This is a genomic window from Thermus tengchongensis (genome assembly GCF_021462405.1).
GTDB classification, from domain to species: Bacteria; Deinococcota; Deinococci; order Deinococcales; family Thermaceae; genus Thermus; species Thermus tengchongensis.
This window is the reverse complement of sequence record NZ_JAKEDU010000014.1, coordinates 1-24704: the sequence shown is the minus strand read 5'-3', so window position 1 is coordinate 24704 and position 24704 is coordinate 1. Positions and strand designations below refer to the sequence as shown.

Here is a 24704-nt window from a genome sequence, read left to right as displayed (position 1 = left end):
TGCTTAGGGCGTGGAAACGGTGAAAGCCGTGCTCCGGCTCCTCCGCCTCCCCCACCGGGGGAGCGCCACGGCCCTCGAGGCCCAAGCCTTCCAGCGCCTGAAGTCTTTTCTGGAGGGCCAGGGAATACCCGTCCAGGAAATCCCTTTCCGGGGCGTGCAAAGCTATGGCCCGGAGCTCCTTCTCATCAGCCTCCTCCTGGGGCTCGCCCCCGCTTCCCCCGTGCTCCCCCTCCTGGGAGCCCTGGGCTTCTTCCTCTACTTCAACGGCTGGAGGCCCTGGGGCTTCCTCCTGGACCGCCACCCTTCGCACAACCTCTTGGCCTGGAAGGGCCAGGGGGCAAAGGCCTTGGTCCTCATGGCCTACGTGGACACCGCCAAAACCTTCTTCCTCTACCACCCCAAAAGGGTGCGCCACTTCCGGGCCAACTTCCTCTTGAATGCCCTTCTGGCTTTCCTGGCGCCCCTTCTCGCCCTCACTCCCCTGAGGTGGCCCGTGGGCCTCTACTTCCTGGCCCAGGCCGCCCTCCTCCACCGGGAGCTTAAAGCCCCCTACGTGGAAGGGGGTAACGACAATGGGAGCGGGGTGGCGGTGGCCACCGCCCTCTTCCTGGAGACCGAGCCCCCTGAGGGGTGGCGGCTGGGCCTGGCCCTCACGGGTTGCGAGGAGGTGGGGGCCCTGGGGGCCAAGGCCCTGATCCCGCATCTTCCCCCAGGCACCCTGGTCCTCAACCTGGACAACGTGGGCCAGGGGGAGCTCTTCTATGCGGAAGGGGAGGGGATGCTCCTTTACTTCCCCTACCGGGGGGCCCTCCTCGAGGCCGCCCGCACCACCCCGGGGGCCAGGCCCCTCCGCTACCGCCTGGCCTACTTCGACACCCTGCCCCTGGCGCGAAGGGGCTTTCCCTGCCTTTCCCTGATCCGGCTGGAACAGGGGGTGCCCCCCAACTGGCACTGGCCCACGGATACCTTTGCCCGTTTGGACCAAGGAGCCCTCGAGGACACCCTGCGCTACACCCGCACCCTTTTGCAAAGGGTCTTCCAAGGGGTAAGCTCTTGACAAATGTTCCGCGTGGGCATCCTGACCGTGTCCGACAAGGGCTTCCGTGGGGAGCGAGAGGACACCACCCACCTGGCCATCCGCGAGGCCCTAAAGGCTGGGCCCTTCGAGGTGGCGGCCTACGAGATCGTCCCCGATGAGCCTCCCCTGATCAAGAAGGTCATCCGGCTTTGGGCCGACCGGGAGGGCCTGGACCTGATCCTCACCAATGGGGGCACGGGCCTGGCCCCCAGGGACAAGACCCCCGAGGCCACCCGGGAGCTTCTGGACAAGGAGGTGCCGGGCCTTGCCGAGCTCATGCGCCTTAGGGGCCTGGAGAAGACCCCCATGGCGGCCCTTTCCCGGGGCCTGGCGGGGGTGCGGGGCAAAAGCCTCATCCTGAACCTGCCGGGGAGCCCCAAGGGGGCCCGGGAGTCCTTGGAAGCGGTCCTCCCCGTCCTCCCCCACGCCCTGAGCCTCGTCACCGGCAAGACCTGGCGGGAGGGGCACCATGAGTAGGGTGCCCGAAGCCTCGGTCTTCCTGGTGGTGGACGAGGCCAAACGCAAGGCCCGGGAGAAGGGCATTCCCCTCTTGGACCTCTCCATCGGCTCCACCGACCTCCTGCCCCCGCCCGAACCCCTTCAGGCCCTAAGGGAGGCCCTCGCCGACCCCAGCACCTACGGCTACTGCCTGAAAAGCTGCACCCTGCCCTTCCTGGAAGAGGCCTCTCGCTGGTACGAGGGCCGCTACGGCCTGCGTCTAGACCCCAGGCGGGAGGCCCTGGCCCTCATCGGCAGCCAGGAAGGCCTGGCCCACCTCCTCCTGGCCCTCACCGAGCCCCACGACCTCCTCCTTCTGCCCGAGGTGGCCTACCCCAGCTACTTTGGCGCGGCCCGGGTGGCCTCCTTAAGGACCCACCTCATCCCCTTGCGGGAAGATGGCCTGGCGGACCTCTCCCGGGTGCCGGAAAGCATCTGGAAGGAAGCCAAGGTCCTCCTCCTCAACTACCCCAACAACCCCACGGGGGCCCTGGCGGACTGGGGCTACTTTGAGGAGGCCCTGGCCCTGGCGGAAAGGCATGGGCTTTGGCTGGTCCACGACAACCCCTACGTGGACCAGGTCTACCAGGGGGAGGCCCCCTCCCCCCTGGCCCTGCCCGGGGGAAAGGAGCGGGTGGTGGAGCTCTTTAGCCTCTCCAAGAGCTACAACCTGGCGGGCTTCCGCCTGGGCTTCGCCCTGGGGAACGAGGAGGCCATAGGGCGGCTGGAGCGGGTCAAGGGAGTGGTGGACTTCAACCAGTACGCGGGCATCCTGCGCATGGGGGTGGCGGCCCTCAAGACCCCGCGGGAGGTCACCCGGGGCTTCGCCCAGGTCTACCGGGAAAGGGCCTTGGGGATGGCCGAGGCCCTCGAGGGGGCCCTCAGCCTGCTTCCCCCCAAGGCCACCATGTACCTCTGGGGCCGCCTGCCCGAAGGGGTGGACGACCTGGAGTTCGCCCTAAGCCTGGTGGAGCGGGGCGTGGCCCTAGCCCCAGGCCGGGGGTTTGGCCCCGGGGGGAAGGGGTGGGTGCGCATCGCCCTGGTGCGGCCCCTAAAGGAGCTTCTGGAGGCCGCCCGCATCCTCAAGGAAGCCTTGGATTGAACCGCTCCTTGGGCTACCCCCTAGGGCGAAGCCGCAGGCTCTACTGCCACCTTTCCTCCGGGGGAAGCCCCCAAAGGGCCCGCTTCACCTCCCCCACCAGGTAGAGGCTCCCCGCCACCACCACCCGGTTCTCCAGGGTAAAGGCCCTTTCCACGGCCTTTAAGGGCTCCTCCTCCACAAAGGCCCCGGGGAAGAGGGGAAGAAGGGCATTGGGGTCAGCGCTCCTGGGAGAGCGGTAACGGGTGAGGACCACGGGGCCGAGGCCCCTAAGGGCCTCGGCCATGGCGGCGTGGTCCTTCTCTCGGCTGAAGGCAAGGACCAAGGCGGCAGGCCAAAGCCCATGGAAGTGGAGGGCCTCCTTAAGGGCCAAAGCCCCCTCCAGGTTGTGGGCCCCATCCAAGAGGAGCTCCTTGCCTCCCGGCCAGGGAAGCCGCTCCAGCCTCCCCGGGTGCTCCACCCGGAGAAGGCCTCCCGCCACCGCCTCCCACGGGGCGCCCAAAAGCCTTCCCCCCACCGCCGCCAGGGCCAGGTTCTCCGCCTGGTGGGGGCCGAGAAGCCGGGTCTGGAAGGCCCGCTCCTCTTTCCCAAGCCGGAGGCGGAAGGCCAGGCCCTCCCCTAAGGGCTCCACCCCAAGGAGGGCAAAGGCCTCCCCCAAAACCCAAAGGGGCGTGCCCAGCTCCCGGGCCCGCTCCTTGAGCTCAGCCAACCCCTCCCCTTTGGCGGCGGTGAGGGCCGGGATCGCTTTTCGGAAAATCCCCGCCTTCTCCCGGGCCACGTCCCTCAGGGTGGGGCCCAAAAGCTCCTGGTGGTCGTGGCCCACATTGGTAACGATGGAGAGGACGGGCTCCGTGGCGTTAGTGGCGTCCAGACGCCCCCCCAGGCCCACCTCCAAGACGGCGAACTCCACCCCCTCCCGGGCGAAGTGGAGGAGGGCCAGGGCGGTGGCTATTTCAAAGAAGCTAGCCCCCAGGGCCTCCGCTTTGGGACGGATCTCTTCCAGTAGGGAAAGGAGGGTCTTTTGGGGGATGGGCTTGCCCTGGATGGCCACCCGCTCCCGGAACTCCACCAGATGCGGGCTGGTGTAGAGGCCCACCTTTAGGCCCGTCTCCTGCAAAACCGCCGCCAGGGCCCGGGCGGTGGTGCCCTTGCCGTTGGTCCCCCCTACTAGGGCCACGGGGTAAGCCTCCTGCGGGTTTCCCAAACGCTCCAGAAGGACCCGGATCCGCTCCAGGCCCAGGACCACCACCCCCTGGCGGGCGTAAAGCCAGGCTAAGGAGTCCATCGATACGATCCCGGAGCGGCCTAACCCCTGGGGGCTGCCTTACAGGTGGGGCAGAGGCCCCTAAAGGTCACCTCGGCAGCGCGCACCTCCACCCCGGGGTGGGCCTCCTGGGCCAGGGCCACCAGGTCGGGCAGGGCCACCTCGAGGTCCACGATCTCCCCGCAGGCCTCGCACACCAGGTGCAGGTGGGGGTGGAGGTTGGCGTCGTAGCGGGTGGCTTCCCCCGCCTTGGTGATGGGGGTGAGGTAGCCCTCCTCCACCAGGGCATCCAGGGTGCGGTAAATGGTCCCCAGGCTCACCTTGGGCACCACCTTGCGCACCTCCTGGTAGATCCAGGCGGCGTCGGGGTGGTTGTGGGCCCTCTTCACCACCTCCAAAACAGCCTTACGCTGGCGGGTCAAGCGCTTAAGCGCCATCTACCCCACTATACCCTAGGCCGGGGGAAAACTCCAGCAAACCTATCGGCTTTGGGCAAGAATTTCCCGCCCTCCCTGCTCCAACACGTCCTGGGCCAGCTCCAATCCCAGCTCCTCGGCCTCGGAGGCGTCGCCCTCGATCTCTGCCCGGATGAAGCTCTTGCCGTCAGGGGTGAGAACCATCCCCTCGAGGAGGAGGGTGCCGTCCTCCGCCACCTGGGCCAAGGCCCCCACTGGGGCCAGACACCCGGCCCCAAGGCCCTTCAAAAAGGCCCGCTCTGCCCGTACCCGGTCCGCGGAAGGGTGGTGGTGAAGGGCGTAGCAGAGCTCCTCCGCCAGATCGTCCCCCTGGCGCACCTCCAGGGCCAAGGCCCCTTGGCCGGGAGCGGGAAGCATCACCTCGGGTTCCAGGAACTGGTCGATGCGGTTGCGCAGATCCAGCCGGATGAGCCCCGCCGCCGCCAAGATGATCCCGTCATATTCCCCATTCCCCAAGGCAGCCAGGCGGGTATCCACGTTGCCCCTCAGGTCCTTCACCACCAGGTCCGGCCGGTGGGCCAGAAGCTGGGCCTTCCGCCTTATGGAGCTCGTTCCCACCACAGCGCCTTCAGGGAGGTCCTCGAGGCGCTTATACACCTTGCCCAAGAAGGCATCCCGGGGGTCCTGCCTGCGGGGTATGGCGGCGATCTTGAGCCCCGGGGGTTCCTCGGTGGGGAGGTCCTTCAGGGAGTGCACGGCGATGTCGATTTCCCGGGAAAGAAGCGCCTCCTGAAGCTCTTTAACGAAGATGGCCTGCTCCAGGGGGCTCGCCCCCTGGTCCCCTCGGGTCTTGATGGTCTTTACCTTGAACTCCGCCTCGGGCCAGCTTTCCTTAAGACGCTCTACCACAAAGCGGGTCTGAGCCAGGGCCAAGGCGCTGCCCCGGGTTCCCACCACGATGACGCGCATACTTTCCCATACTACACGAGAACCAGGGGCCGGGCACCCCCTATTCCAAGGCCAGACCCAAAGGATCCTCCAGAAGCTGGACCAGATGGCGGCAGAAACGGGCTGCCTCAGCCCCGTCTATAAGGCGGTGGTCGTAGGTGAGGCTGAAGGGCATGACAAGGCGGGGCTGGAAGGCTTCCTTCTCCGGATCCCACACCGGCTTCGTCTGGGAACGGGAAACCCCCAAAATGGCCACCTCCGGCCAGTTGACGATGGGGGTGAAGCCGGTGCCCCCAATCCCCCCCAGGTTGGAGAGGCTGAAGGTGCCCCCCTGCATCTCCTCGGGGGCAAGCTTCCGCTCCCGTGCCCTCTCGGAAACCTCCTGAAGCTCTTTGGCCAGGCGCAGGACCCCTTTTTGGTCCACGTTCCGGATCACCGGCACCAAAAGGCCATGGGGGGTGTCCACCGCCACCCCGATGTGCACGTAGTCCTTGAAGATGACCTCGGCCTTTTCCGGGTCAATGGAGGCGTTGAACTTGGGGAAGGCTTTCAGGGTCAAGGCCAGAGCCTTGAGGAGGAAGGCGGTGAGGGTGAGCCGAAAGCCCCTTTCCTCCGCCCGCTTGGCGTAGCGTTTTCTTAAGCCCTCCAGCTCGGTGATGTCCGCCTCGTCGAAGTGGGTCACCATGGGCACCTGGGCCCAGGCCTGGGCCATGGAGCGCATGGTAGCCTTGCGCACCCCGCTCATGGGCTCGGTGCGCACGGGGCCCCAGCGGCTGAAGTCGGGAAGCTTGGGGGCCTGGGCCGCGGGAAGGGCGGCGGGGGAAGGCTCCGCAGGGGCCAAAAGCCCCGCCGCCCGACGCACGTCCTCGGCGGTGATCCGCCCCGCCAGCCCCGTGCCCCGCACCTGCTGGAGGTCCACCCCCAGCTCCCGGGCCAGGCGGCGCACGCTAGGGGCGGCGGGGATGAGGCGGCGCTCCTCCTCCGGCAAGGCAACAGGGGCCTTGGGGGCTGGGGAGGGAGCCTCGAGGGGCTTGGGCGGCGCCGGGGCCGCCCTGGGGGCCTCCGGTGCCTGGGCCTCTTCCCCAGCCTCCTCCGCCAGCTCCAAGAAGGGCTGTCCAGGGCGCACCTCGTCCCCCACCTTCACCAAAACCCGCCGCACCACCCCGCCCGCCTCCGCGGGAACCTCCATCACCGCCTTGTCGGTTTCCAGCTCCAAAAGGGGGTCCCCCGGGGCCACCCGGTCCCCCTCCTTCACCAGCACCCCCACCACCGTGGCGGCGCTCACGTTATCGCCCAGTTCGGGAAGCTTCAGCTCCATCTTGCCCTCCAAAATACCCCCTTACCTCCTGTGGGGCGGGGTTTCCAAAAGCTCGAGCCCAAGCTCCTTGCGGGCCTTGGCCAGGGTCTTAGCCGGCACCTTGCCCTCCTCGGCCAAAAGGGCAAGGGCCGCGTAGGCGATGTGCCGGGCGTCCACCTCGAAGAAGTCCCTCAGGGCCTCCCGGGTATCCGAGCGGCCAAAGCCGTCCGTGCCCAGGGCGCAGAAGGGCCGGTCCAGATACCCCCTTATGAGGTTGGGCAGGGCCTTGAGGTAGTCGCTGGCGGCCACCACCGGGCCCTCGTGGCCCTCCAAGGCCTCGGCCACATAGGGCTTGCGGGCCTTGCCCAGAAGCCTCCGCTCCCTTTCCGCCTCGAGGGCGTCCACGTAGAGGGCCTTGTAGCTGGTGGCGCTCCACACGTCCGCCACCACCCCGTAGCCCTGAAGGAGCTCCTGGGCCTTCACCGCCTGGGGCAGGATGGGCCCCGAACCCAAAAGCTGCACCCTGGGGCCCTTCCCCTCCCCGGGACGGAAGAGGTAAAGACCCTTGAGAATCCCCTCCTTCACCTTCTCCCTGGGCTCGGGCATGGGGGGGTGAGGGTAGTTCTCGTTCTCGATGGTGATGTAGTAGAAGACGTCCTCGCCCTTGGCGTACATGCGCCTTAAGCCGTCCTCGAGGATCACCGCGAACTCGTAGGCAAAGGCGGGGTCGTAGGCCAAGAGGTTGGGGGCGGCCAAGGCGTAGATATGGCTCTGGCCGTCCTGGTGCTGGAGCCCTTCCCCTAGCAAGGTGGTGCGCCCGGCGGTAGCCCCAAGGAGGAAGCCCCGGGTACGCTGGTCGGCCGCCGCCCAGACCAGGTCCCCGATGCGCTGCAGGCCGAACATGGAGTAGGTGATGAGGAAGGGGATGGTGGGGATGCCCCAGTGGGCGTAGGCGGTACCGGCGGCGATGAAGTCCGCCATGGCCCCCGCCTCGGTGATGCCCTCCTCCAGGATCTGGCCTTCCTTGCTCTCCTTGTAGGCGGTGAGGGTACCGGCGTCCACGGGGATGTAAAGCTGCCCCTGGGGGGAGTAGACCCCCACCTGGGCGATCAGGGCCTCCATGCCGAAGGTGCGGGCCTCGTCCGGCACGATGGGCACGATGAGCTTGCCGATCTTGGGATGCCGGAGGAGCTTGGCCAGGATGCGCACGAAGGCCATGGTGGTGGAGATCTCCCTGCCCCCAGAACCCTCGTAGAACTCCTGGAAGAACTCCTCCCCCGGCACCTCTAGACCGCCCGTAAACCGCACCCGGCGCTCGGGGACAAAGCCCCCCAGGGCTTTCCTGCGCTCCAGGAGGTATTTCACCTCGGGGGAGTCCGGCCCCGGGTGGTAATAGGGAAGCTCGGAAAGCTTCTCCTCCGGCACGGGAATGCCCAGGAAGGCCCGGGCCTCCTTCAGGTCCTCCTCGGTGAGCTTCTTCACCTGGTGGGCCACGTTCTTGGCCATGGCGGTGGGCCCCATGCCGTAGCCCTTGATGGTGCGGGCCAGGATGACCACAGGGCTTCCCCGGTGTTCCACCGCCGCCTTGTAGGCGGCGTAGATCTTCTTGAGGTCGTGGCCGCCCCGGCTCCGGGTGAGCTCGGTGAGCTCCTCGTCGCTCATGCCCTCGATGAGCCGCTTGAGCTCGGGGGTGTTGAAGAAGCGCTCCCGTAGCTCCTTGGCCCCGAAGGCGGCGTAGCGCTGGCTCTCCCCGTCCACCAGGGCCTCAAACCGCCTAAGAAGGTGGCCCTCCTTGTCCTTGGCGATGAGGGGATCCCAGGCCGAACCCCACACGATCTTGATCACCCGCCAACCCGCACCCCTATAGAGCCTTTCCAGCTCCTGGATGATCTTGGAATTGCCCCGCACCGGCCCGTCCAGGCGCTGGAGGTTGCAGTTCACCACGAAGATGAGGTTGTCCAGGTTCTCCCGGGCCGCCAGGTGCAAGGCCCCCACGGTCTCGGGCTCGTCGTGCTCCCCATCCCCCAAGAAGGCCCAGACCTTGGCGCTGCTTTTGGGCTTCAGGCCCCGGTCCTCCAGGTAGCGCATGAAGCGGGCCTGGTAGATGGCCTGGATGGGGCCAAGGCCCATGGAAACCGTGGGGAACTCCCAAAAGTCCGGCATGAGCCAGGGGTGGGGGTAGCTGGAAAGCCCCCGGCCTCCCGCCACGGGGGGGTGCACCTCCCGGCGGAAGTTCTCCAGGTCCGCCTCGCTCAACCTTCCCTCCAGAAAGGCCCGGGCGTAGATGCCGGGGGAGGAGTGGCCCTGGAAGAAGACCAGGTCCCGGTCCAAGCCCGCCTCGGGCCCGCGGAAGAAGTGGTTGAACCCCACCTCGTAAAGCTCGGCGATGGAGGCGTAGGTGGAGATATGCCCCCCGATCCCCTCCGCCTTCTTGTTGGCCCGGGTGACCATCATGGCCGCGTTCCAGCGGAGGATGTTGACGATGCGCCTCTCCAGCTCGAGGTCCCCGGGATAAGGGGATTCCTGCTCCTTGGGGATGGTATTCAGGTAGGGGGTGGAGAGGCGGTTTTGCGGGGAGAAGCCCTGTAGGTAGAGGTACTCGTCCAGAAGGCGCAAAAGCTCCTCCACCCTGGCGAAGCCTTCCACCCGGAGTACGTACTCCAAGGACTCCCGCCACTCCCGGTTTTCCTCCTCCCTGAACCGGGCCAGTTCCTCTGGGGAAAGGGCCTCTAAGGCCTTCCTCAGCGCATCCGCGTTCACCACCTTCATCCTCCCCCTTTACGAAAGCTACACTACACCGACTCCCCTTCCCAGTCTGGGATGGGGGAGGACCTTTGTCCAATAGAAAAGCCTGGGGCGTGCTGATAAGCTGATCCTATCATGGACCTGCGCCGCCTGCGGCTTTTCCTTCTTCTGGCCGAGGAGAAGAACTTCCACCGGGCGGCGGAGAAGGCTTACCTTTCCCAGCCCGCCCTTTCCCAGCAGATAAAGGCCCTGGAGCAGGAGCTTGGGGTGAGGCTCCTGGAGCGCAAGCCCTTCCGCCTCACCCCGGCGGGGGAGGTGCTGGTGCGGGAGGGCCGGCAACTTTTGCAGGAGGTGGAGGCCCTCAAGGCCCGGGTGCGGCGTGCCCATCGGGAAGAACTCCGCTTCGGGGTTCCGGAAAACCTCCTTCCCGACCTCATGCCCCTTCTGGACCACCTGCGCCGGGGCTTGGGCCAGCCGGTGGAAATCCTGGAGATGCACACCCCCGAGCAGGTCAAAGCCCTCAGGGAGGGCCAGCTGGACTACGGCCTGGCGGGGCTTCGGGTGGAGGACCCCCTCATCGGCCAAGAACCCCTCCTGCAAGTGCCCATCGTGGTGGCCCTGCCCGAGGAGCATCCCCTGGCCTCGAGGGAAAGGGTCCCCCTCAAGGCCCTCAAGGAAGAGCCCTTCCTCCTCCTTCCCAAGGAAACCCTGCCCCCCCTTTACGAGGCCTTCATGGAAGTGTTCCGCCGGGCGGGTTTCACGCCCCGGGTGGTCCGGGAGGTGGCCCGGTTCTCCCAGGCGGTGAGCCTGGTGGCCGCGGGGGTGGGGGTCTACCTCACCCTGGCCCCCTACCGGGTCTTCCCCCACCCCGGGGTGGTGCTCAAGCCCCTGGAGGAGGAGGCTGCCTTGCAGGTCTCCCTCATCTACCGCACCGCCCCCCCGCCCCCTAGGCTTGGGGAGGTCCGGAAACTCCTCAAAGCCCTGGTCTTTTAGGCCTGCAGGCCAGGGGCATCCGTCTCCCCCCAGGCCAGCTCCACCAGGCCGATGAGCTCCTCCACCGGCAGGCCGTAGTCGCGGGAAAGGCGCGTGATCTCGTGCCCCAGCCTTCTCAGGTGGGCCAGCTGGGAGGGGCTGGCCTCCCGCGCCAGGTCCAGAAGCCAGGAAAGAAGGGCTTCCGCCTCCTCATCGGTGAGGCCGTCGGTCAAGGCTTCGTCCTCCAGAAAGAGTGCCGCCGGGTCTTCCCTCATCGCCTCCTTAGTATCTCCTCTTGCCGCACAAAACCCAACCTGCGGACCAGGGCCTCCAGGTAAGCGGGATCCTTGACCGCCTTCACCTCGGCCTCGAGGCGGGCCACCCGGGCCTCCGCTTGGCGCAGGGCTTCCTCGAGCCTGGCCCGCTCCCGGGCGAGCTCATACGCCCTGATCCCCTCCTGCCCTAAAAGGAAAAGGGCATGGGCCAAACCCAGGGCAAAGACCAGGTGCAGGATGCGGTAGATGGGCCGGTCCACGATGGACCCATTATACTCCGGGCAACCCGTTGCCTCGGATGGGAGTGGTATAATGGGGCGGAAGAATTTGGAAATTTACCTAAACTTGAGGAGCACTCCATGAGGAAAGCCCTTCCCAAAAGGAGAGAAAGGGTCCATACCGCCTAATGCCTAGTTCGGGTGTTGCATTTGCACACGGCCTGTGTATACTGGAACCGAAAGGAAGGAGGAGCCATGCCAAGGATGAGGGAAAAGGAGAACTACCGGGCGCGGCTAAAGGCGGTGGGGCTCAGGCACACCCTGCCCCGCGAGCGAATCCTAAGCTACCTGGATCGCAAGAACGTCCACCCTACCCCCGAGGAGCTCTACAACGGCCTTAAGAAGCGGGGCTACGACATCGGGCTTTCCACCGTATACCTGAACCTCCACGTCCTGAGGGAACACGGCCTCATCTACGAGTTCAAGGACCCCAAGGGCCTGACCCGCTACGACGGCTATAACGAGCCCCACGTGCACCTGGTCTGCACCTCCTGCGGTAAGGTGGAGGACCTCCTCTTGAAGAACCTGCCGGAGCTGGACCTCTCCCAGGCGCAAAAGGCCGCCGCCGAGAAGTCTGGCTGGGCTCTGGAGAACTTCCGGCTGGAGTTCCGGGGGCTTTGCCCCAACTGCCAGGGGTAAGGGTTCTATAGGCTCCCACCCTGCCCGGGGGCAGGGTGGGACTTTTTAACCTTCGCTCAGCCCTTGCGCCACTTGGAGGACCGTCCTCACCCCAAACCCCGTGCCCCCTTCTGGACCCAAGGCATGAGCCTTTTTGGCAAAGGCGGGCCCGGCGATGTCCAGGTGCACCAAAGGCACCGAAACGAACTCCGCCAGAAAAAGGGCCGCGGTGATGGCCCCGCCGTTGCGGTCACCCACATTTTTTAGGTCAGCCACAGGGCTTTTCAGCTTCTCCCGGTAGGCCTTCTCCAGGGGTAGGGGCCAGACCTTCTCCCCCGCCATCTTCGCCGCCTCCTCCACCTGCCTCCCCCAGGTTTCCTCCGTGGCGAAGAGAGCGGCCACCTCCTCCCCCAGGGCCACCACCGCCGAGCCCGTGAGGGTGGAAAGCTCCAGGATCCGCTTGGCCCCCTGGCGTTCCGCATAGGCCAGGGCATCCGCCAGGGTGAGGCGGCCTTCGGCGTCGGTGTTCATCACCTCCACCGTTTTGCCGGAAAGGGTCTTGAGCACATCCCCAAGCCGGTAGGCCCGGCCCGAGATCAGGTTCTCGCAAGCGGCGATGTAGCCACGGATCTCCACGGGAAGCCCCAGGAGGGCGGCGCTCTTCATGGCCCCGAGGACCGCCGCTCCCCCGGCCATATCCCCCTTCATGGTGGCCATACCCTCCGTGGATTTCAGGGAGTAGCCCCCGGAGTCAAAGGTGAGGCCCTTGCCCACCAGGTCCAGCCTTTCCCGGGCGCCTTCGGGAGCGTAGCGCAGGGCGATGAAACGGGGCGGGTTCTCCGAGCCTTGGGCCACCGCCAGGAAGGCTCCCATGCCCAAAGCCCGGATGGCCTCCTCGTCCAGAACCTCCACCTCTACCCCGAAGGCCTTAAGGGAAAGGGCCGCCTCCGCCAAGGCTTCCGGGGTGAGGACGTTGGGGGGCTCGTTCACCAGATCCCGGGCCCAAAAGACCCCTTCCGCCACCTTCTTCGCCCTCTCCAGCTCCTCCGGGCTAGCCCCGGAAAGCTGGACGGCCACGGGCTTTTCCTCCCTGGAGCCCTTGTAACGGTCAAAGCGGTACGCCCCCAAGAGAATCCCTTCCGCCAGGGGGTAGGCCTCGAGGGCCTCCACCAGAACCTCGGGGAAGGATAGCTTGGCAAGCGCCTGGGCCAGCCTTCCCCCCGTGGCCCGGAGATCCTCGTCCAGGCCGAAGAGGAGGAAATGCCCCTCGGGGGTGGAAAGCAAGAGGTTCTCCCCCGCCTCCCCCTTGAACCCCGCCCCGGCCATGGCCCGTCTTAGAACTCCTCCAAGACGGACGTCCAGGGCCTCCGCCTGGGGGGTAAGCTCCCCCTTCTTCACCCACACCACCTTCAAAGGGGCCTTCCCCTCCGCCAACGTGGCCTCTACAGGATGCAAGGTGATCACGCCTGGAAGATACCACGCCCCCGTGGCAGAATGGGAGGGATGCGGCTTCTTTTGCTCGCCAAGCAGGTGGCCCTGGGGGGTTCGGCGGCCCTCGAGGGGGTGATGATGAAATCCCCCTGGGCCTGGGCCCTGGCGGTGCGCCTTCCCAACGGCCAAATCCACGTGGAGCGCCACGAGGAGCCCGCCCTGAGCCAGCGCTACCCCTGGGCCAAGCTCCCCCTGATCCGGGGAGTGGTGGCCCTCTGGGACGCCCTTTCCGTGAGCTACCGGGCCTTGGCCCGCAGCGCCGAGCTGGTGGGGGGCGAAGAGGAAATGCCCAAGGGGGCCCTGTGGGGCACGGTGGCGGTGAGCCTCCTCATCAGCATTGCGCTTTTCATCGTGCTTCCCGGCTTCCTTTCCGGCCTGCTAGTGGACCCCGCCCGCCTTCCCCTCCTCTATAACCTCCTAGCGGGCCTCATTAAGGTGGGGCTCCTGGTGAGCTATCTGCTCTTCATCGGCCGCATGCCCGAGATCCGGCGCTTTTTCATGTACCACGGGGCGGAGCACAAGGCCATCCACGCCTTTGAAAAGGGGCTTCCCCTCACGGTGGAAAACGTCATGGCCCAGCCCCGCTTCCACCCGCGCTGCGGCACCACCTTCCTCGCCTTCGTCATCGTGGTCTCGGTCCTGGTCTACAGCCTCATCCCCGCCCCCCAGGTCCTCTGGTGGCGCCTCCTCGCCCGGGTCCTCTTCCTGCCGGTGGTGGCGGCCTTGGCCTTTGAGCTCCTCTACTTCTCCGCCCGGCACGAGGACCCCGTTTCCCGGTTCCTGCGGGCCTTGGGCTTCCGCTTCCAAGCCCTCACTGTGGCCGAGCCCACCCCGGACATGGTGGAGGTGGCCATAAAGAGCACAGAGGCGGCGGTGGGGGAAAAGGTGGTGGCATGAGGAAGACGGTTCTGGTGGCCATGTCCGGGGGGGTGGATTCCTCGGTGTCCGCTTACCTCCTGAAGGAAGCGGGCTACGAGGTGGTGGGGGCCATGATGCGCTTCTGGCCCGAGGAGCCCCCAAGGCCTACCCTGGATATCCCCCATAAGGGACGGGCCTGGGAAAGCTGTTGCACCCCCGAGGCCGCCTACGAGGCTCGCAGGGTAGCGGAGATCCTGGATATCCCCTTCTATCTCTTGGACTACCGGGAGACCTTTGAGGAGGAGATCATCCAACCCTTCCTGAAGGACTACGCCCAAGGCCGCACCCCCAACCCCTGCGCCCGCTGCAACACCTTCGTGAAGTTCGGCGCCCTCCTCAAGCAGGCCCAAAGGCTCGGCCTGGACTACGTGGCCACCGGGCACTACGTGCGCCGGGAAGGGGAGGCCCTCCTTCGGGGGGCGGACCCCTTCAAGGACCAGAGCTACTTCCTCTGGGGAACCCCCAGGGAGGCCATCCCCCACCTTCTCTTCCCCGTGGGGGGGATGACCAAGCCCGAGGTGCGGGCCTTGGCCGAACGGGCGGGGCTCCCTACCGCCAGGAAACCGGAGAGCCAGAACCTCTGCTTTGTGGCCGGGGACTTGAGGGTGTTCCTGAGGGAAAGGCTAAAGGTCCGCCCCGGTCCCTTGGTGGACGCCCTCACCGGGGAGGTAGTGGGGGAGCACCAGGGGGCAAGCCTCTACACCGTCGGCCAGCGGAAGGGCCTGGGGCTCTATAAGCCCCACCTGGAGCGGTACGTGGTGGCCATAGACCCAGAGGCCAACGTGGTCTACGTGGGGCCCAGGGAGGCTGCCCTTTGGCTGGGGCTGGAAGGGGAGGAGGCCAACCTCCTCGCTGAACTCCCGGAGGAAGTGGAGGTCCAGGTGCGCTACCGCACCCCTCCCGTAAGGGCCAGGGTGGAGTCCTTAAGCCCTTTGCGCCTTCGCTTTGCCACCCCGGTCTTCGCCGTGACCCCGGGGCAGAGCGCTGTGTTCTACCAGGGGGAGAGGCTTTTGGGGGGCGCGGTGATCCGCCAAGGGCTTTACAACCTGGCGGGCCTTGACCGGAGCCTAACGGGGGAGTTCTTGACCTTCTCCTGACAAAGGGTTGTCAGAGTACGGGTGGGAGGTTTAGGGATGAAGAAGCTGTACGGTCTTCTGCTGTTAGCGCTCGCCGGTACGGCCATGGCCCAGATCCGGGCGGATGGGTCCTCCACCGTCTACCCCATCACCCAGGCGGTGGCGGAGGAGTTCGTGACCCGCAACCCCCAGGTGCGCATTTCCGTGGCCTTCTCGGGCACGGGAGCCGGCTTCCAGAAGTTCTGCCGCGGGGAAACGGACATCTCCAACGCCAGCCGCCCCATCCGCAAGTCGGAGATGGAGGCCTGCCAGAAGGCAGGCATCCAGTTCGTGGAGATTCCCATCGCCTTCGACGCCCTCACGGTGATGGTCAACCGGCAGAACACCTGGGCCCAGTGCCTAACCACCGCTCAGCTCCGGTCCATCTGGGAACCCAACTCCAAGGTGAATTTCTGGAAGGACCTGAACCCCGCCTGGCCCAACCGTCGGATCGTGCTGTTCGGGCCGGGCACCGACTCGGGCACCTTTGACTACTTCACCGAGGCCATCATGGGCCGGGCGGGCTCCAGCCGTAAGGACTACTTCCCCTCCGAGGACGACAACGTGATCCTGCGCGGGGTCATCGGCAACCCCTACGCCATGGCCTACGTGGGGTACGCCTACTACGAGGAGAACAAGGACAAGGTACGGGCTCTGGCCATCAACGGGGGCCGGGGCTGCGTGGCCCCGAGTCGGGAGACGGTTCTGAACGGCACCTATATCCCCCTGTCCCGGCCCCTCTTCATCTACGTGAACGCCAAGAGCCTGGAGCGCAAGGAGGTGCGGGACTTCATTGACTTCTACCTCTCCCCCGCGGCCCGCCGGGCCATCCGGGCCACGGGCTACGTGGAGCTCCCCGACGAGGCCTACCGCATCGGGCAGGCCCTGGTGGCCCGCAAGAAGCTGGGCTCCTTCTTTGCCGACCTGCCCCCCGGAACCCCCTTGGCCAAGTTCATCGAGGAACTGAGGAAGGAAATCCAATAACCCCAGCGGTCCTAGGGGTGGGGGGGGGAGCCCCCCCACCCCTATAGAATGGGAGAGGCATGGAGATCCTTAAGCAAAGGCCCTCAAGAAACCCTAAGGAGGTCCTCACCTTTATCCTCCTGGTTTCGCTTTCCTCCGTTACCCTCCTCACGACCTTGGGGGTCATCCTCAGCCTGGTGGGGGATGTGGTCCAGTTTTTCCGGCGAGTCCCCCTCCTAGAGTTCCTCCTGGCCCCCGAATGGACGCCCCTGTTCGCCGAACCCCGCTACGGCATCGCCCCCCTCATCGCCGGTACCTTCCTGGTGACGGCCATCGCCCTTTTGGTGGCCATCCCCTTAGGCCTTTCCCTGGCCATATACCTAGCGGAGTACGCGAGCGGAAACGCCCGCGCCCGCATCAAAGGTACCCTGGAGCTCTTCGAGGGCATTCCCACCGTGGTCTTCGGCTACTTCGCCCTCCTCTTCGTAACCCCGTTGCTACAAAGGGTGATTCCGGACCTCAACATCTTTAACCCCCTCTCGGCGGGCCTGGTCATGGGCTTCGCCATTATCCCCTACATCTCCAATGTGGCAGCGGACGCCATGGAGTCCGTACCCCGCTCCATCCGGGAGGCGGCCTATGCCCTGGGGGCCCGGCCCTACGAGGTGGCCCTAAGGGTGGTCTTCCCCGCCGCCATCTCCGGCATCATCGCCGCCATCATCTTGGCCACCAGCCGAGCCATCGGTGAGACCATGATCGTGGCCATCGCCGCGGGCCAAAGGCCAACCCTCACCTTGGACCCGCGGGAGACCATCGCCACCATGACCAGCTACATCGTCCAGGCTGCCACAGGAGACCAGCCCACAGGCTCCACCGCCTACTACGCCCTCTTCGCCGTTGGTTTTACCCTCTTCCTCCTCACCCTTTTCCTCAACATCCTGGCCCAGTGGGTAGTGGAACGTTATCGGGAGCGGTATGAATAGGTCCCTCGAGTCCCCCCCTCAGGCCTTCTCCACGGACCCGTGGAAAACGCGGATCGACCGGGTGTTTGCCCGGGCCCTCCTCATCCCCCTGACCATGGCCATCGGCCTTTTGGCGCTGCTCCTGGGAGACACGGCCTACCGGAGCTTCTCCGTGCAGGTGGTGCGGGCCGACGAAGGTCCAGGCAAGACCTATCCCTTTGGTCTTTCTGCCAACGAGATCCTCCGGCAAGAGCTCCTGGCCCGGGGTTACACCGAAGAGGAGGTGAGGTTCTCCCTCCAGGACCCCACGGAGCGCCGGGTCCTCTTCCTACAGAACCGGGTGGAACTCATGTGGAACACCCAAGACGGCCCTTTCCGCTACGTGGTCACCGGCCTCCGGGACGAGCGGGTGGCGGACTTCTCCCTGGCCGAGGGCCTGCGCCGCTGGAGTGAGCTCAAGGCAAACCTGAAGGAGGGGGAAAGGCTGGTCTTAAACCCCTGGCTTGATCAGAGCTTCCTGACCCGCACGCCTTCCCGGTCCCCCCTCACCGCAGGAATCGGCGTGGCCATATGGGGAACGGCTTGGGTGCTGTCCCTCGCCCTCCTCATCGCCATCCCCGTGGGGGTGGGGACCGCCATCCTCCTGGAGGAGTACCTGCGGGAAGGAACGCTCAACCGCATCCTGGAGGTCAATCTCCGCAACCTGGCCGGGGTGCCCTCCATCGTCTACGGCCTTCTCGGCCTCGCCCTCTTCGTGCGGGAGTTCGGCCTAGGACCCAGCATCCTGGCAGCCGCCCTCACCCTAGGCCTCCTGGGCATCCCGGTCATCGTGGTCACCTCCCGTGAAGCCCTGCGCGCCGTCCCGGAGTCCTTGCGCCAGGCCGCCTTTGCCCTGGGAGCTACCCGGAGGCAGGTGGTGTTCCGCGTGGTGGTGCCCGCCGCTTTGCCGGGCATGGTCACCGGGGTCATCCTGTCCGCCGCCCGGCTCATCGGAGAGGCCGCTCCCCTCCTCCTGGTGGGCGCCGCCGCCTACGTCCCCTTCTTCCCCAATGGCCCCATGTCGGAGTACACGGTGGTACCGGTGCAGATCTACCTTTGGGTGTCCATGAACATCCCGGAGTTCAGCCGGGTGGCCGCTGCAGGCATCCTGGTCATGCTGGCCATGCTCTCGGGGCTCTACCTGATGGCCCTGTACCTCAGGAACCGGTTTAGGAGGGAATGGTGAGTTTGGAACTTCTGAAGGATCACGAAACCGTACGCTCAGCCCCCGTTTCCGAAGCCGAGGCCCTAGTGGACGTCCGCCGGCTGAACCTTTGGTACGGCAAGAAGCAGGCCCTTTACGACATCTCCGTCCGCTTTCCCCGCAACCAGATCACCGCCATCATCGGCCCCTCGGGGTGCGGCAAGAGCACCCTCCTTCGCTCCCTCAACCGCATGAACGACCTCATCCCCGGGGTGCGGGTGGAGGGCGAGGTGCTCTACGAAGGGGTGAACATCTACGACCCCCGGGTGGACCCGGTGGCCGTGAGGCGGCAAATCGGCATGGTCTTCCAAAAGCCCAACCCCTTCCCCAAAACGATTTTTGAGAATGTGGCCTTTGGGCTTCGGCTCATGGGAGTTAAAGGCAGTGAACTGGAGGACCGGGTGGTGGAGGCCCTGAAGCGGGCCGCCCTCTGGAACGAGGTGCAGGACCGCTTCAAGAAGGAGAGCGGGCTACGCCTCTCCGGCGGGCAGCAGCAGCGGCTCTGCATCGCCCGGGCCATCGCCGTGGAACCGCCCCTCCTGCTCATGGATGAGCCCACCAGCGCCCTGGACCCCATCGCCACCCAGGCCATCGAGGACCTGATCGCCGAGCTCAAGAGGCGTTACACCGTGGTCATCGTCACCCACAACATGCAGCAGGCCGCCCGCATCTCCGACCGCACCCTCTTCATGCACCTAGGGGTCCTAGTGGAGGAAGGCCCCACGGAAATCATCTTCACCAAGCCCAAGCACCCATACACCGAGGCCTACATCACCGGCCGCTTCGGATAGACTCTAGGGCATGTCCCCCATAGGCCTCCTTTTCCTGACCCTTTTCAACAGCATCCTGGGGCTTTCCATCCTCTTCCCCATTCTGGGGCCCTTGGGGCGGGAGCTGGGACTCACCGAGGTCCAAGTGGGCCTTTTTTCCACCGGCTACGCCCTCATGCAGTTCCTCCTTTCCCCCATCTGGGGGAGGCTGAGCGAGAAGGGCAGGAAGCCCATCCTCCTCCTGGGCATCCTGGGCTTTGCCGTGAGTTTCCTCCTCTTTGGCCTCTTTGCCCTCTTGGGCCAAAGGGGTCTGGTTCCCGCGGGCCTCCTCTTTCCCCTCCTTCTCCTGGCCCGGCTCCTAGGTGGGGCTTTCAGCTCCGCCACCCTACCCACCGCCCAGGCCTACGTGGCCGATATCACCAGCCGGGAAAACCGCACCGCGGGTATGGCCCTCCTGGGGGCGGCCTTTGGCCTGGCGGTCATCCTGGGGCCCGCCTTGGGAGCAGGGCTTGCCGCATGGCTTGGCCTCCTGGCCCCGGTGTTCTTCTCCTCCGGCCTCGCCTTCCTCAACGCCCTCTTCGTGGTCCTGGTCCTGCCGGAGTCCAAGCCCCAGGGATCACAGGAGGTAGGGCACCTTTCCCCTTGGGATAAAAGGGTCTTCCCCCTTCTCCTCCTAGGGTTTGCCCTGAACCTCTCCAGTGTGTCCCTCGAGCAGACCATCGCCTTCTACTTCCAAGACCGCCTCGGGCTCTCGGGGGTGGAAACCGCCAGGAGCGTGGGGCTTGCCCTGGTGCTTTACGGCCTTGTGGCGGTCTTTATCCAGGGCTTCCTGGTGCGGCGCTTCTCCTGGCCGCCCCGAACCCTCCTCCTCCTGGGGCTACCCGTGAGCATCCTGGGCTTTCTCCTTTTGGTGGTGGCCCAGGGCTTTCCCCTTTTGGCCCTGGGCCTGGCCCTGCAGGGAGCGGGGGCAGCCCTAGCGGGGCCGGGGGTTACCGCCGCCCTCTCCCTAGCGGTGGGGGAAGGGGAGCAGGGACTGGTGGCGGGGCTGAATAGCTCCGCTCAAGCCTTGGGGCGCATGCTGGGGCCCATCCTGGGCACGGGGCTTTACCGCATGGCCCCAGAAGCCCCCTACCTCCTGGGGGGTGGTCTTCTTCTCTTGGCCCTCCTCCTTCTTCCCGCCCTCCTCCGCCGGGTAAAGCTCTAGATGCGGCTCCTCGTCTTCCGCCAGAGGAACTTCCGCAACCTGGCCTTTTCGGCCTTCCAGCCCCCTCAGGGCCTTTTCGCCCTGGTGGGAGGGAACGCCCAAGGAAAGACCAGCCTCCTCCTCGGCATCCACCTGGCCCTGGGAGGCGAGGTCCGGGCTTCCTTGGCCGACCTGATCCGCTTCGGGGAGGAGGAAGCCTGGCTGCAGGCGGAGGTGGAAACCGAGCTGGGTCTATACCGGATCGAGCAACGGCTCCGGCTGGAGGGAAGGGAGATCGTGCTGAACGAGAAGGCGGTGAGCCTAAGGGCCCTACACGAGCTTCCGGGCTCGGTCCTGGTCTTGCCTGAGGACGTGGAGGTGGTGCTGGGAAGCCGGGAGGAGAGGCGGGCCTTTCTGGATCGTCTGATCGGACGCTTCTCCCGCCGGTACGCCGCTCTCCTCTCCGCCTACGAAAAGGCCCTGCGCCAGCGAAACGCCCTTTTGAAGGCCGGGGGGAACGGGCTTTCCGTATGGGATCAGGAGCTGGCCCGCTACGGCACGGAGATCATGGCCTTCCGAAGGCGCTTCTTAAAGCGTTTCCTGCCCATATTCCAATCCGTCCACCGAAGCCTGGCTCCGGGGGAGGTGGGGCTTCTTCTGGAGGAAACCGCCCCGGGGGATCTCCTCGAGGCCCTAAGGACCCGGAGGGAAGAGGAACTGGCCCGAGGACAAACCTTGGTGGGCCCCCACCGTGACGACCTGGTCTTCCTGCTTTCAGGCCGGCCGGTCCACCGCTTTGGAAGCCGGGGGGAAGCCAAAGGAGTGGCCCTGGCCCTGCGCCTGGCCGAGCACCGCCTGCTCTTTGAGCACCATGGGGAAGCCCCCCTTCTCCTGCTGGACGAGTGGAGCGAGGAGCTGGACGAGGGCAAACGGCAGGCAGTTCTGGCCTATACCCGCACCCTACCCCAGGCCATCCTGGCGGGGCTTTGGGCCCCCGAGGGGGTGCCTGTATGCTGGGTGGAAGGAGGGGTGGTCCTATGCTGACCCTCCCGGGAGGGTGGGCATGCCCTGGCGGCTTAAAGAGGTGATCCCTGAGGCCCTCAAGAAGGCCGGGGGGAAGGAAAAGCTGAAGAGGGGTCTGGTGCTGGCCGCCTGGCGGGAAGTAGTGGGCAAGGAACTTTCCCGCCTGAGCGAACCCCTGGCCCTGGAGGGCGGTGTTCTCACCGTGCGGGTGGCGGACCCCGTCACCGCCCACCAGCTCACCTACAGCCGCCTGGCCCTTTTGCGACGCTACGAGGAGCGGTTTCCCGGGGCGGTGAAGGAGATCCGCTTTGTGGTGGGGCCCCTGGAGAAGGAGCCAGAGGCCCCCAAAACCCCGGAAAACCCCGAGCGCCTCCTATGGGCAAGCCGCCGGGCCCTGGAGCTGGCGGAAAAAGCCCCCCTGGAGCTACGGGAAAAGGTAGCCCGGGCCGCCCTGGCCCTTCTGCAAAAGGATCGGGGCGAGCCCTGCCCCATCTGCGGAAGCCCCAGCCCCCAGCACCCCTGCCCCACCTGCCTCCGCCTTCTGGAAAGCCCCTGGGTGCGCAAGGAGGCGGAGCGCCTCAAGCGGGGCCGTCCCACGGGCCTCGAGGGGGAGGCCCTCCTGGTGGCCCGGCACCTGGCCAGGCAATCCCTCCTCAGCGAGATGGAGGCCCTTTACCCCCAGGCCTTACGGGACGAAACCCTACGTCCTCTACTCCGAGACCTGGCCCAGCGCTTTAGGACCCTCTTTCCTGGGGAAACCCTCCCCGAGGCAGTGCGGAGCCTCCTCGCCAAGGAAGCCTAAGCTCCCAAATAAGCCTCCTAAAGGCTTTCCCCCCTCGGTAGCGAGGGGGGAAGCTTTGCGTCCTGGAGCTGGTGGGCGGCAGAGAATTTGAACCTCTGGCCTCTCGCTTGTAAGGCGCTTTACGTTCCTTCGGGGCCATACGAGACCCCACGAGAAAGCCCGTCCTTATCGGGTTGCCAAAACCAGGGGGTCCGGCGTCTTCCGGGGGTTTCCGGTTCCAACTGCCATAAAAACTGCCATAAAGTTTCGGGATTTTTTCTATCCTTTAGGAGCTTTCCCATCCGTTCTCTTCTGCCCTGACCTCCTCCAGCACGACCTCAATGCGCGGCCTTAGGGCAGGCAGCTCCTCCTGGATCACCCTCCACACGATCTCGTAGTCCACCGTCCAGTAGCCGTGGGAAAGCCGGTCCCGCATCCGGGCCATGAGGTGCCAGGGCAAGTCAGCGTACCGCTCCCGAATCCCTTGGGGAAGGTTTTTGGCCGCCTCCCCAATGATCTCCAGTTGCCGCACCACGGCGCTGGTGAGAAGCTCATCCGCCGCAAAGGTCTCGTAATCCCGGTCTCCCACGAACCGCGCAATCCGGTCCATGGCCTGAAGGATATCCTGCAGGAAGAGACTGGCTAGCCTCCTTTTCAAACGGGGACCGCCTCCTCCAGGATGGTTCGCCGAAGTTCCTCGCGTACCGAAGCCTTCCGCACCAGGTCCACCCGGACGCCCAACAGCTGGGAAAGGTATTCCTCCAACTCCAGAAACTTGAGGAGGCCGGGCACGCGCTCAAACTCCACCAGGAGGTCCAGATCGCTCGTGGTCCGGTTCTCCCCCCGGGCATAGGAGCCGAAGACGGCCATCTCCTTGACCCCGTAGCGCTCCCTAAGCTCCGCCTTGGCCGCTTGGAGGCGGGCCAGCAAGCCTTCCAGCTCGGGGGAAACCTCAGGCATCTTCCTCATTATCCCCCATGCCCCAAGCGGGGAGGAAGTCGAGGTGGTCCTGGTGTCCCAGGCCCTTTCTCTTGCGGTGGAAGTACACCTTTTGAGTCACCCTGGGGATTTACCGCCACCTCTTGAAGGAGCGCCGCGATTACGTGCTGGACCTAGAGAACCTGATCCGGGGACCGAGGCCCAGACCCCAAGCCTGAGGCCAAGTGCCATAAAAACTGCCATAAAAGGGCTTCCCCGCCTTGCTTCCAAGGCGGGGAGTTTTGTGTTCCCATCGTGGTGGGCGGCAGAGGATTTGAACCTCTGGCCTCTCGCTTGTAAGGCGAGCGCTCTGACCAGCTGAGCTAGCCGCCCGTGGTGACCCCAGGGGGAATCGAACCCCCGTTTCGGCCTTGAGAGGGCCGCGTCCTGACCGCTAGACGATGGGGCCCCGGCTTGGTGGGCCGTGCAGGATTCGAACCTGCGACCTACCGATTAAAAGTCGGTTGCTCTGCCAGCTGAGCTAACGGCCCAACAGCCTTAGTGATTATAGGGGAAGAAGGGAAACATGTCCAGGGTAAGGCCTAGCAAAGCCCCCTTAGGCGTTCCAGAAACCTCAGGCCAAGGGCTTCCTCCTGGGCCCTTCGCCTTAGGCCCTCGAGGTCCAATGGCCTCCTCGCCACCGCCTCCAGGGCCACCTTGGGCAAGGGAGCGGCTTCCAAGAAGGCGAAAAAGGCCTCGTCGGTCCAAGGGGGGACCCAGGCCCCGCTGCGGCAGAGGAACGCCCGCTGGAAGACCTCCTCCACCGGCCCTCCAGGGTCCTTGGCCCTCTCCACGGGGACCACGGGCTCGGGCTCCAGGAAGGGATCGCGCCAGGAAGGGTAGAAAACCCTAAGCTTGGCCCCTTGGCGAGCGTAATAGACCATCCAGTCGTCGCAGGCGGGTTCCACACCCAAAGGGCGGTAGCCTGCATCATGATGGGCATCAAAGAGCATTACCTCCCGCACTCCCTGGCGCACGTCTGGATGGAAGGCCAAGGCGTTGGAATCCGCATAGTAAAGGCGGGCCTCCGGGGCGAAGACAAAGCGCTCCCAGAATCCCTCCCATCCCCGGGCCTGGGGCAGGGGAAGCCCCCTTAGGAGGAAGGCCAAAGCCCGCTCCTCCCAAACCTCCCCCAGGTAGTAAGGGGTTTCAAAGTGGTGAAGTGCTACCCCGAATTTGGACCACCCCAAGAGAGAGGCCAAGGGGTGTAGCCTGGGGGAAGCAAGATGCGCAAGTGGTCGGCGAAGGACAAGGCGAGGATCGTGTTGGAGTTGGTATCCGGCCAAAGGAGCGTCGCTGAGGCCGCTAGAGTCCATGGGGTGGCGGAGTCGGTGCTCTACCGCTGGCAGCGGGAGTTCCTGGAAAACGCCCATGCCGCTTTTGCCTCCGGCTGCAGCGAGCAAGAGGCCCGTATCCGCGAGCTGGAACGCTTGGCCGGCCAGCTGGCCCTGGAGTTGGAGGTCCTAAAAAAAGCCTCCGCACTCTACCGGCAAAGGAAAGGCGGCGGCTGGTGATGGCCTTGGGGGAAGCCTATCCCCTCCGCCTGCTCTGTCGCCTCCTGGAGGTTCCCCGCAGCAGTCTCTACTACCGCCCCAAGGGCCTTGGGGAGGAGGAAGAGAGGCTTTGTGCACGGTTGCGGGAGTTGGCGGGCACCTGGCCCCGCTATGGCTACCGCCGCCTGGGGGCGCTCCTGCGGGAGGAGGGGTTTAGGATAGGGGACAAGCGGGTGCGCTCCTTGATGCGGGAGGAAGGCTTGCTCCTTCCCCGGCACCCTCCCAAGCTCAAGACC

The 24704-nt window shown here is 65.8% G+C and carries 25 protein-coding genes, 3 tRNA genes and 1 pseudogene; 15 read left to right on the top strand and 14 right to left on the bottom strand.

Annotation, left to right across the window (positions count from 1 at the left end):
- Positions 1-10 precede the first annotated feature (10 nt).
- The 3 genes from L1087_RS12010 to L1087_RS12000 are packed head-to-tail and all read left to right on the top strand — an operon-like array spanning position 11 to position 2678.
- Positions 11-1057 (top strand): M28 family peptidase, encoded by a 1047-nt coding sequence (locus tag L1087_RS12010; protein WP_234559142.1) that lies wholly within the window; start codon positions 11-13, stop codon positions 1055-1057.
- A gap of 3 nt (positions 1058-1060) precedes the next feature.
- Positions 1061-1555: a MogA/MoaB family molybdenum cofactor biosynthesis protein gene (locus L1087_RS12005; RefSeq protein ID WP_234559140.1), complete on the top strand. Its 495-nt coding sequence runs from the start codon at positions 1061-1063 to the stop codon at positions 1553-1555.
- The gene (locus tag L1087_RS12000) at positions 1548-2678 is read left to right on the top strand and encodes an aminotransferase class I/II-fold pyridoxal phosphate-dependent enzyme (RefSeq protein ID WP_234559138.1); all 1131 of its coding nucleotides are present in this window, start codon (positions 1548-1550) and stop codon (positions 2676-2678) included. Before L1087_RS12005 ends, L1087_RS12000 begins: the two co-directional genes overlap by 8 nt.
- A 40-nt stretch (positions 2679-2718) precedes the next feature.
- On the opposite strand, the gene L1087_RS11995 is transcribed toward L1087_RS12000, so the two are convergent.
- Genes L1087_RS11995 through aceE form a run of 5 tightly spaced genes read right to left on the bottom strand, consistent with a single transcriptional unit; the run spans position 2719 to position 9369 of the window.
- Positions 2719-3960, bottom strand: coding sequence for a bifunctional folylpolyglutamate synthase/dihydrofolate synthase (locus tag L1087_RS11995; protein WP_234559137.1), 1242 nt, complete (start codon positions 3958-3960; stop codon positions 2719-2721).
- A gap of 20 nt (positions 3961-3980) precedes the next feature.
- Positions 3981-4376, bottom strand: coding sequence for a manganese-dependent transcriptional regulator PerR (gene perR / locus L1087_RS11990; protein ID WP_234559136.1), 396 nt, complete (start codon positions 4374-4376; stop codon positions 3981-3983).
- Between the two features lie 42 nt (positions 4377-4418).
- Positions 4419-5324, bottom strand: coding sequence for a hydroxymethylbilane synthase (gene hemC / locus L1087_RS11985; protein WP_234559135.1), 906 nt, complete (start codon positions 5322-5324; stop codon positions 4419-4421).
- A gap of 40 nt (positions 5325-5364) precedes the next feature.
- Complete coding sequence (locus L1087_RS11980) at positions 5365-6621, bottom strand: 2-oxo acid dehydrogenase subunit E2 (protein WP_234559134.1); 1257 nt, start codon at positions 6619-6621, stop codon at positions 5365-5367.
- A gap of 21 nt (positions 6622-6642) precedes the next feature.
- Positions 6643-9369, bottom strand: a complete 2727-nt coding sequence (aceE, locus tag L1087_RS11975; protein ID WP_234559133.1) for a pyruvate dehydrogenase (acetyl-transferring), homodimeric type — start codon at positions 9367-9369, stop codon at positions 6643-6645.
- 111 nt (positions 9370-9480) lie between these two features.
- Between aceE and L1087_RS11970 the strand changes: the two genes are divergently transcribed.
- Positions 9481-10338, top strand: coding sequence for a LysR family transcriptional regulator (locus tag L1087_RS11970; protein WP_038040794.1), 858 nt, complete (start codon positions 9481-9483; stop codon positions 10336-10338).
- Here L1087_RS11970 and L1087_RS11965 read toward each other — a convergent pair.
- The gene (locus L1087_RS11965) at positions 10335-10592 is read right to left on the bottom strand and encodes a hypothetical protein (protein WP_038040796.1); all 258 of its coding nucleotides are present in this window, start codon (positions 10590-10592) and stop codon (positions 10335-10337) included. The genes L1087_RS11970 and L1087_RS11965 overlap by 4 nt on opposite strands.
- A complete protein-coding gene (locus L1087_RS11960) occupies positions 10589-10852 on the bottom strand; it encodes an FtsB family cell division protein (protein WP_206201736.1) in 264 nt (87 codons plus the stop codon). Before L1087_RS11960 ends, L1087_RS11965 begins: the two co-directional genes overlap by 4 nt.
- Positions 10853-11065: 213 nt before the next feature.
- Here L1087_RS11960 and L1087_RS11955 point away from each other — a divergent pair, with 213 nt between their 5' ends.
- Entirely contained in the window at positions 11066-11509 is a 444-nt protein-coding gene (locus L1087_RS11955) for a Fur family transcriptional regulator (protein ID WP_038040800.1), read from the top strand.
- A gap of 45 nt (positions 11510-11554) precedes the next feature.
- On the opposite strand, the gene L1087_RS11950 is transcribed toward L1087_RS11955, so the two are convergent.
- The gene (locus tag L1087_RS11950) at positions 11555-12952 is read right to left on the bottom strand and encodes a leucyl aminopeptidase (RefSeq protein WP_234559132.1); all 1398 of its coding nucleotides are present in this window, start codon (positions 12950-12952) and stop codon (positions 11555-11557) included.
- 39 nt (positions 12953-12991) lie between these two features.
- Between L1087_RS11950 and L1087_RS11945 the strand changes: the two genes are divergently transcribed.
- From L1087_RS11945 to L1087_RS11905, 9 genes are read left to right on the top strand one after another with little or no spacing between them, the layout of a single operon-like run.
- On the top strand, positions 12992-13876 hold the full coding sequence (locus L1087_RS11945; RefSeq protein WP_234559131.1) for a DUF1385 domain-containing protein: 885 nt from the start codon (positions 12992-12994) through the stop codon (positions 13874-13876).
- Complete coding sequence (gene mnmA / locus L1087_RS11940) at positions 13873-14994, top strand: tRNA 2-thiouridine(34) synthase MnmA (protein ID WP_234559130.1); 1122 nt, start codon at positions 13873-13875, stop codon at positions 14992-14994. Before L1087_RS11945 ends, mnmA begins: the two co-directional genes overlap by 4 nt.
- Before the next feature lie 36 nt (positions 14995-15030).
- Positions 15031-15996, top strand: a complete 966-nt coding sequence (locus L1087_RS11935; protein ID WP_135260177.1) for a PstS family phosphate ABC transporter substrate-binding protein — start codon at positions 15031-15033, stop codon at positions 15994-15996.
- A 59-nt stretch (positions 15997-16055) separates the two neighbouring features.
- The gene (gene pstC, locus L1087_RS11930; RefSeq protein WP_135260176.1) at positions 16056-16958 is read left to right on the top strand and encodes a phosphate ABC transporter permease subunit PstC; all 903 of its coding nucleotides are present in this window, start codon (positions 16056-16058) and stop codon (positions 16956-16958) included.
- Positions 16951-18162 carry a phosphate ABC transporter permease PstA gene (gene pstA / locus L1087_RS11925; protein ID WP_135260175.1) on the top strand — a complete coding sequence of 404 codons (1212 nt, stop codon included), beginning with the start codon at positions 16951-16953 and terminating at the stop codon, positions 18160-18162. Before pstC ends, pstA begins: the two co-directional genes overlap by 8 nt.
- On the top strand, positions 18156-18971 hold the full coding sequence (gene pstB, locus L1087_RS11920) for a phosphate ABC transporter ATP-binding protein PstB (RefSeq protein ID WP_234559127.1): 816 nt from the start codon (positions 18156-18158) through the stop codon (positions 18969-18971). The genes pstA and pstB overlap by 7 nt, the downstream gene beginning before the upstream one ends.
- Positions 18972-18981: 10 nt before the next feature.
- On the top strand, positions 18982-20154 hold the full coding sequence (locus tag L1087_RS11915; RefSeq protein ID WP_234559126.1) for an MFS transporter: 1173 nt from the start codon (positions 18982-18984) through the stop codon (positions 20152-20154).
- On the top strand, positions 20155-21177 hold the full coding sequence (gene recF / locus L1087_RS11910; RefSeq protein WP_135260172.1) for a DNA replication/repair protein RecF: 1023 nt from the start codon (positions 20155-20157) through the stop codon (positions 21175-21177).
- Positions 21178-21196: 19 nt separating this feature from the next.
- The gene (locus L1087_RS11905; RefSeq protein ID WP_234559124.1) at positions 21197-21958 is read left to right on the top strand and encodes a DUF721 domain-containing protein; all 762 of its coding nucleotides are present in this window, start codon (positions 21197-21199) and stop codon (positions 21956-21958) included.
- Positions 21959-22223: 265 nt separating this feature from the next.
- Here the strand turns inward: L1087_RS11905 and L1087_RS11900 are convergent, their stop codons facing one another.
- From L1087_RS11900 to L1087_RS11875, 6 genes are all read right to left on the bottom strand, one after another.
- Positions 22224-22547: a HepT-like ribonuclease domain-containing protein gene (locus tag L1087_RS11900; protein WP_234559122.1), complete on the bottom strand. Its 324-nt coding sequence runs from the start codon at positions 22545-22547 to the stop codon at positions 22224-22226.
- Between the two features lie 44 nt (positions 22548-22591).
- The gene (locus tag L1087_RS11895; RefSeq protein ID WP_234559120.1) at positions 22592-22906 is read right to left on the bottom strand and encodes a nucleotidyltransferase family protein; all 315 of its coding nucleotides are present in this window, start codon (positions 22904-22906) and stop codon (positions 22592-22594) included.
- Between the two features lie 265 nt (positions 22907-23171).
- Positions 23172-23248 (bottom strand) — tRNA-Val (locus L1087_RS11890).
- Between the two features lies 1 nt (position 23249).
- A tRNA-Glu gene (locus tag L1087_RS11885) sits at positions 23250-23324 on the bottom strand.
- A gap of 6 nt (positions 23325-23330) precedes the next feature.
- Positions 23331-23406: transfer RNA gene (locus tag L1087_RS11880), tRNA-Lys, on the bottom strand.
- A gap of 51 nt (positions 23407-23457) precedes the next feature.
- Entirely contained in the window at positions 23458-24117 is a 660-nt protein-coding gene (locus L1087_RS11875) for a hypothetical protein (protein WP_386083244.1), read from the bottom strand.
- A 24-nt stretch (positions 24118-24141) separates the two neighbouring features.
- On the opposite strand from L1087_RS11875, the pseudogene L1087_RS11870 reads away from it, so the two are divergent.
- Positions 24142-24704: pseudogene (locus tag L1087_RS11870) on the top strand (transposase); the annotation flags it as partial.

Coding starts and splice junctions, on each gene's coding strand:
- mnmA (WP_234559130.1), top strand. CDS start 13,873: ATGAGGAAGACGGTTCTGGTGGCCATGTCCGGGGGGGTGGATTCCTCG.
- L1087_RS11955 (WP_038040800.1), top strand. CDS start 11,066: ATGCCAAGGATGAGGGAAAAGGAGAACTACCGGGCGCGGCTAAAGGCG.
- perR (WP_234559136.1), bottom strand. CDS start 4,376: ATGGCGCTTAAGCGCTTGACCCGCCAGCGTAAGGCTGTTTTGGAGGTG.
- aceE (WP_234559133.1), bottom strand. CDS start 9,369: ATGAAGGTGGTGAACGCGGATGCGCTGAGGAAGGCCTTAGAGGCCCTT.
- L1087_RS12005 (WP_234559140.1), top strand. CDS start 1,061: ATGTTCCGCGTGGGCATCCTGACCGTGTCCGACAAGGGCTTCCGTGGG.
- L1087_RS11995 (WP_234559137.1), bottom strand. CDS start 3,960: ATGGACTCCTTAGCCTGGCTTTACGCCCGCCAGGGGGTGGTGGTCCTG.
- pstB (WP_234559127.1), top strand. CDS start 18,156: ATGGTGAGTTTGGAACTTCTGAAGGATCACGAAACCGTACGCTCAGCC.
- L1087_RS11935 (WP_135260177.1), top strand. CDS start 15,031: ATGAAGAAGCTGTACGGTCTTCTGCTGTTAGCGCTCGCCGGTACGGCC.
- L1087_RS11965 (WP_038040796.1), bottom strand. CDS start 10,592: ATGAGGGAAGACCCGGCGGCACTCTTTCTGGAGGACGAAGCCTTGACC.
- pstC (WP_135260176.1), top strand. CDS start 16,056: ATGGAGATCCTTAAGCAAAGGCCCTCAAGAAACCCTAAGGAGGTCCTC.
- L1087_RS11980 (WP_234559134.1), bottom strand. CDS start 6,621: ATGGAGCTGAAGCTTCCCGAACTGGGCGATAACGTGAGCGCCGCCACG.
- L1087_RS11895 (WP_234559120.1), bottom strand. CDS start 22,906: ATGAGGAAGATGCCTGAGGTTTCCCCCGAGCTGGAAGGCTTGCTGGCC.
- L1087_RS11945 (WP_234559131.1), top strand. CDS start 12,992: ATGCGGCTTCTTTTGCTCGCCAAGCAGGTGGCCCTGGGGGGTTCGGCG.
- L1087_RS11900 (WP_234559122.1), bottom strand. CDS start 22,547: ATGGACCGGATTGCGCGGTTCGTGGGAGACCGGGATTACGAGACCTTT.
- hemC (WP_234559135.1), bottom strand. CDS start 5,324: ATGCGCGTCATCGTGGTGGGAACCCGGGGCAGCGCCTTGGCCCTGGCT.
- L1087_RS11905 (WP_234559124.1), top strand. CDS start 21,197: ATGCCCTGGCGGCTTAAAGAGGTGATCCCTGAGGCCCTCAAGAAGGCC.
- L1087_RS11970 (WP_038040794.1), top strand. CDS start 9,481: ATGGACCTGCGCCGCCTGCGGCTTTTCCTTCTTCTGGCCGAGGAGAAG.
- L1087_RS12000 (WP_234559138.1), top strand. CDS start 1,548: ATGAGTAGGGTGCCCGAAGCCTCGGTCTTCCTGGTGGTGGACGAGGCC.
- L1087_RS11915 (WP_234559126.1), top strand. CDS start 18,982: ATGTCCCCCATAGGCCTCCTTTTCCTGACCCTTTTCAACAGCATCCTG.
- recF (WP_135260172.1), top strand. CDS start 20,155: ATGCGGCTCCTCGTCTTCCGCCAGAGGAACTTCCGCAACCTGGCCTTT.
- pstA (WP_135260175.1), top strand. CDS start 16,951: ATGAATAGGTCCCTCGAGTCCCCCCCTCAGGCCTTCTCCACGGACCCG.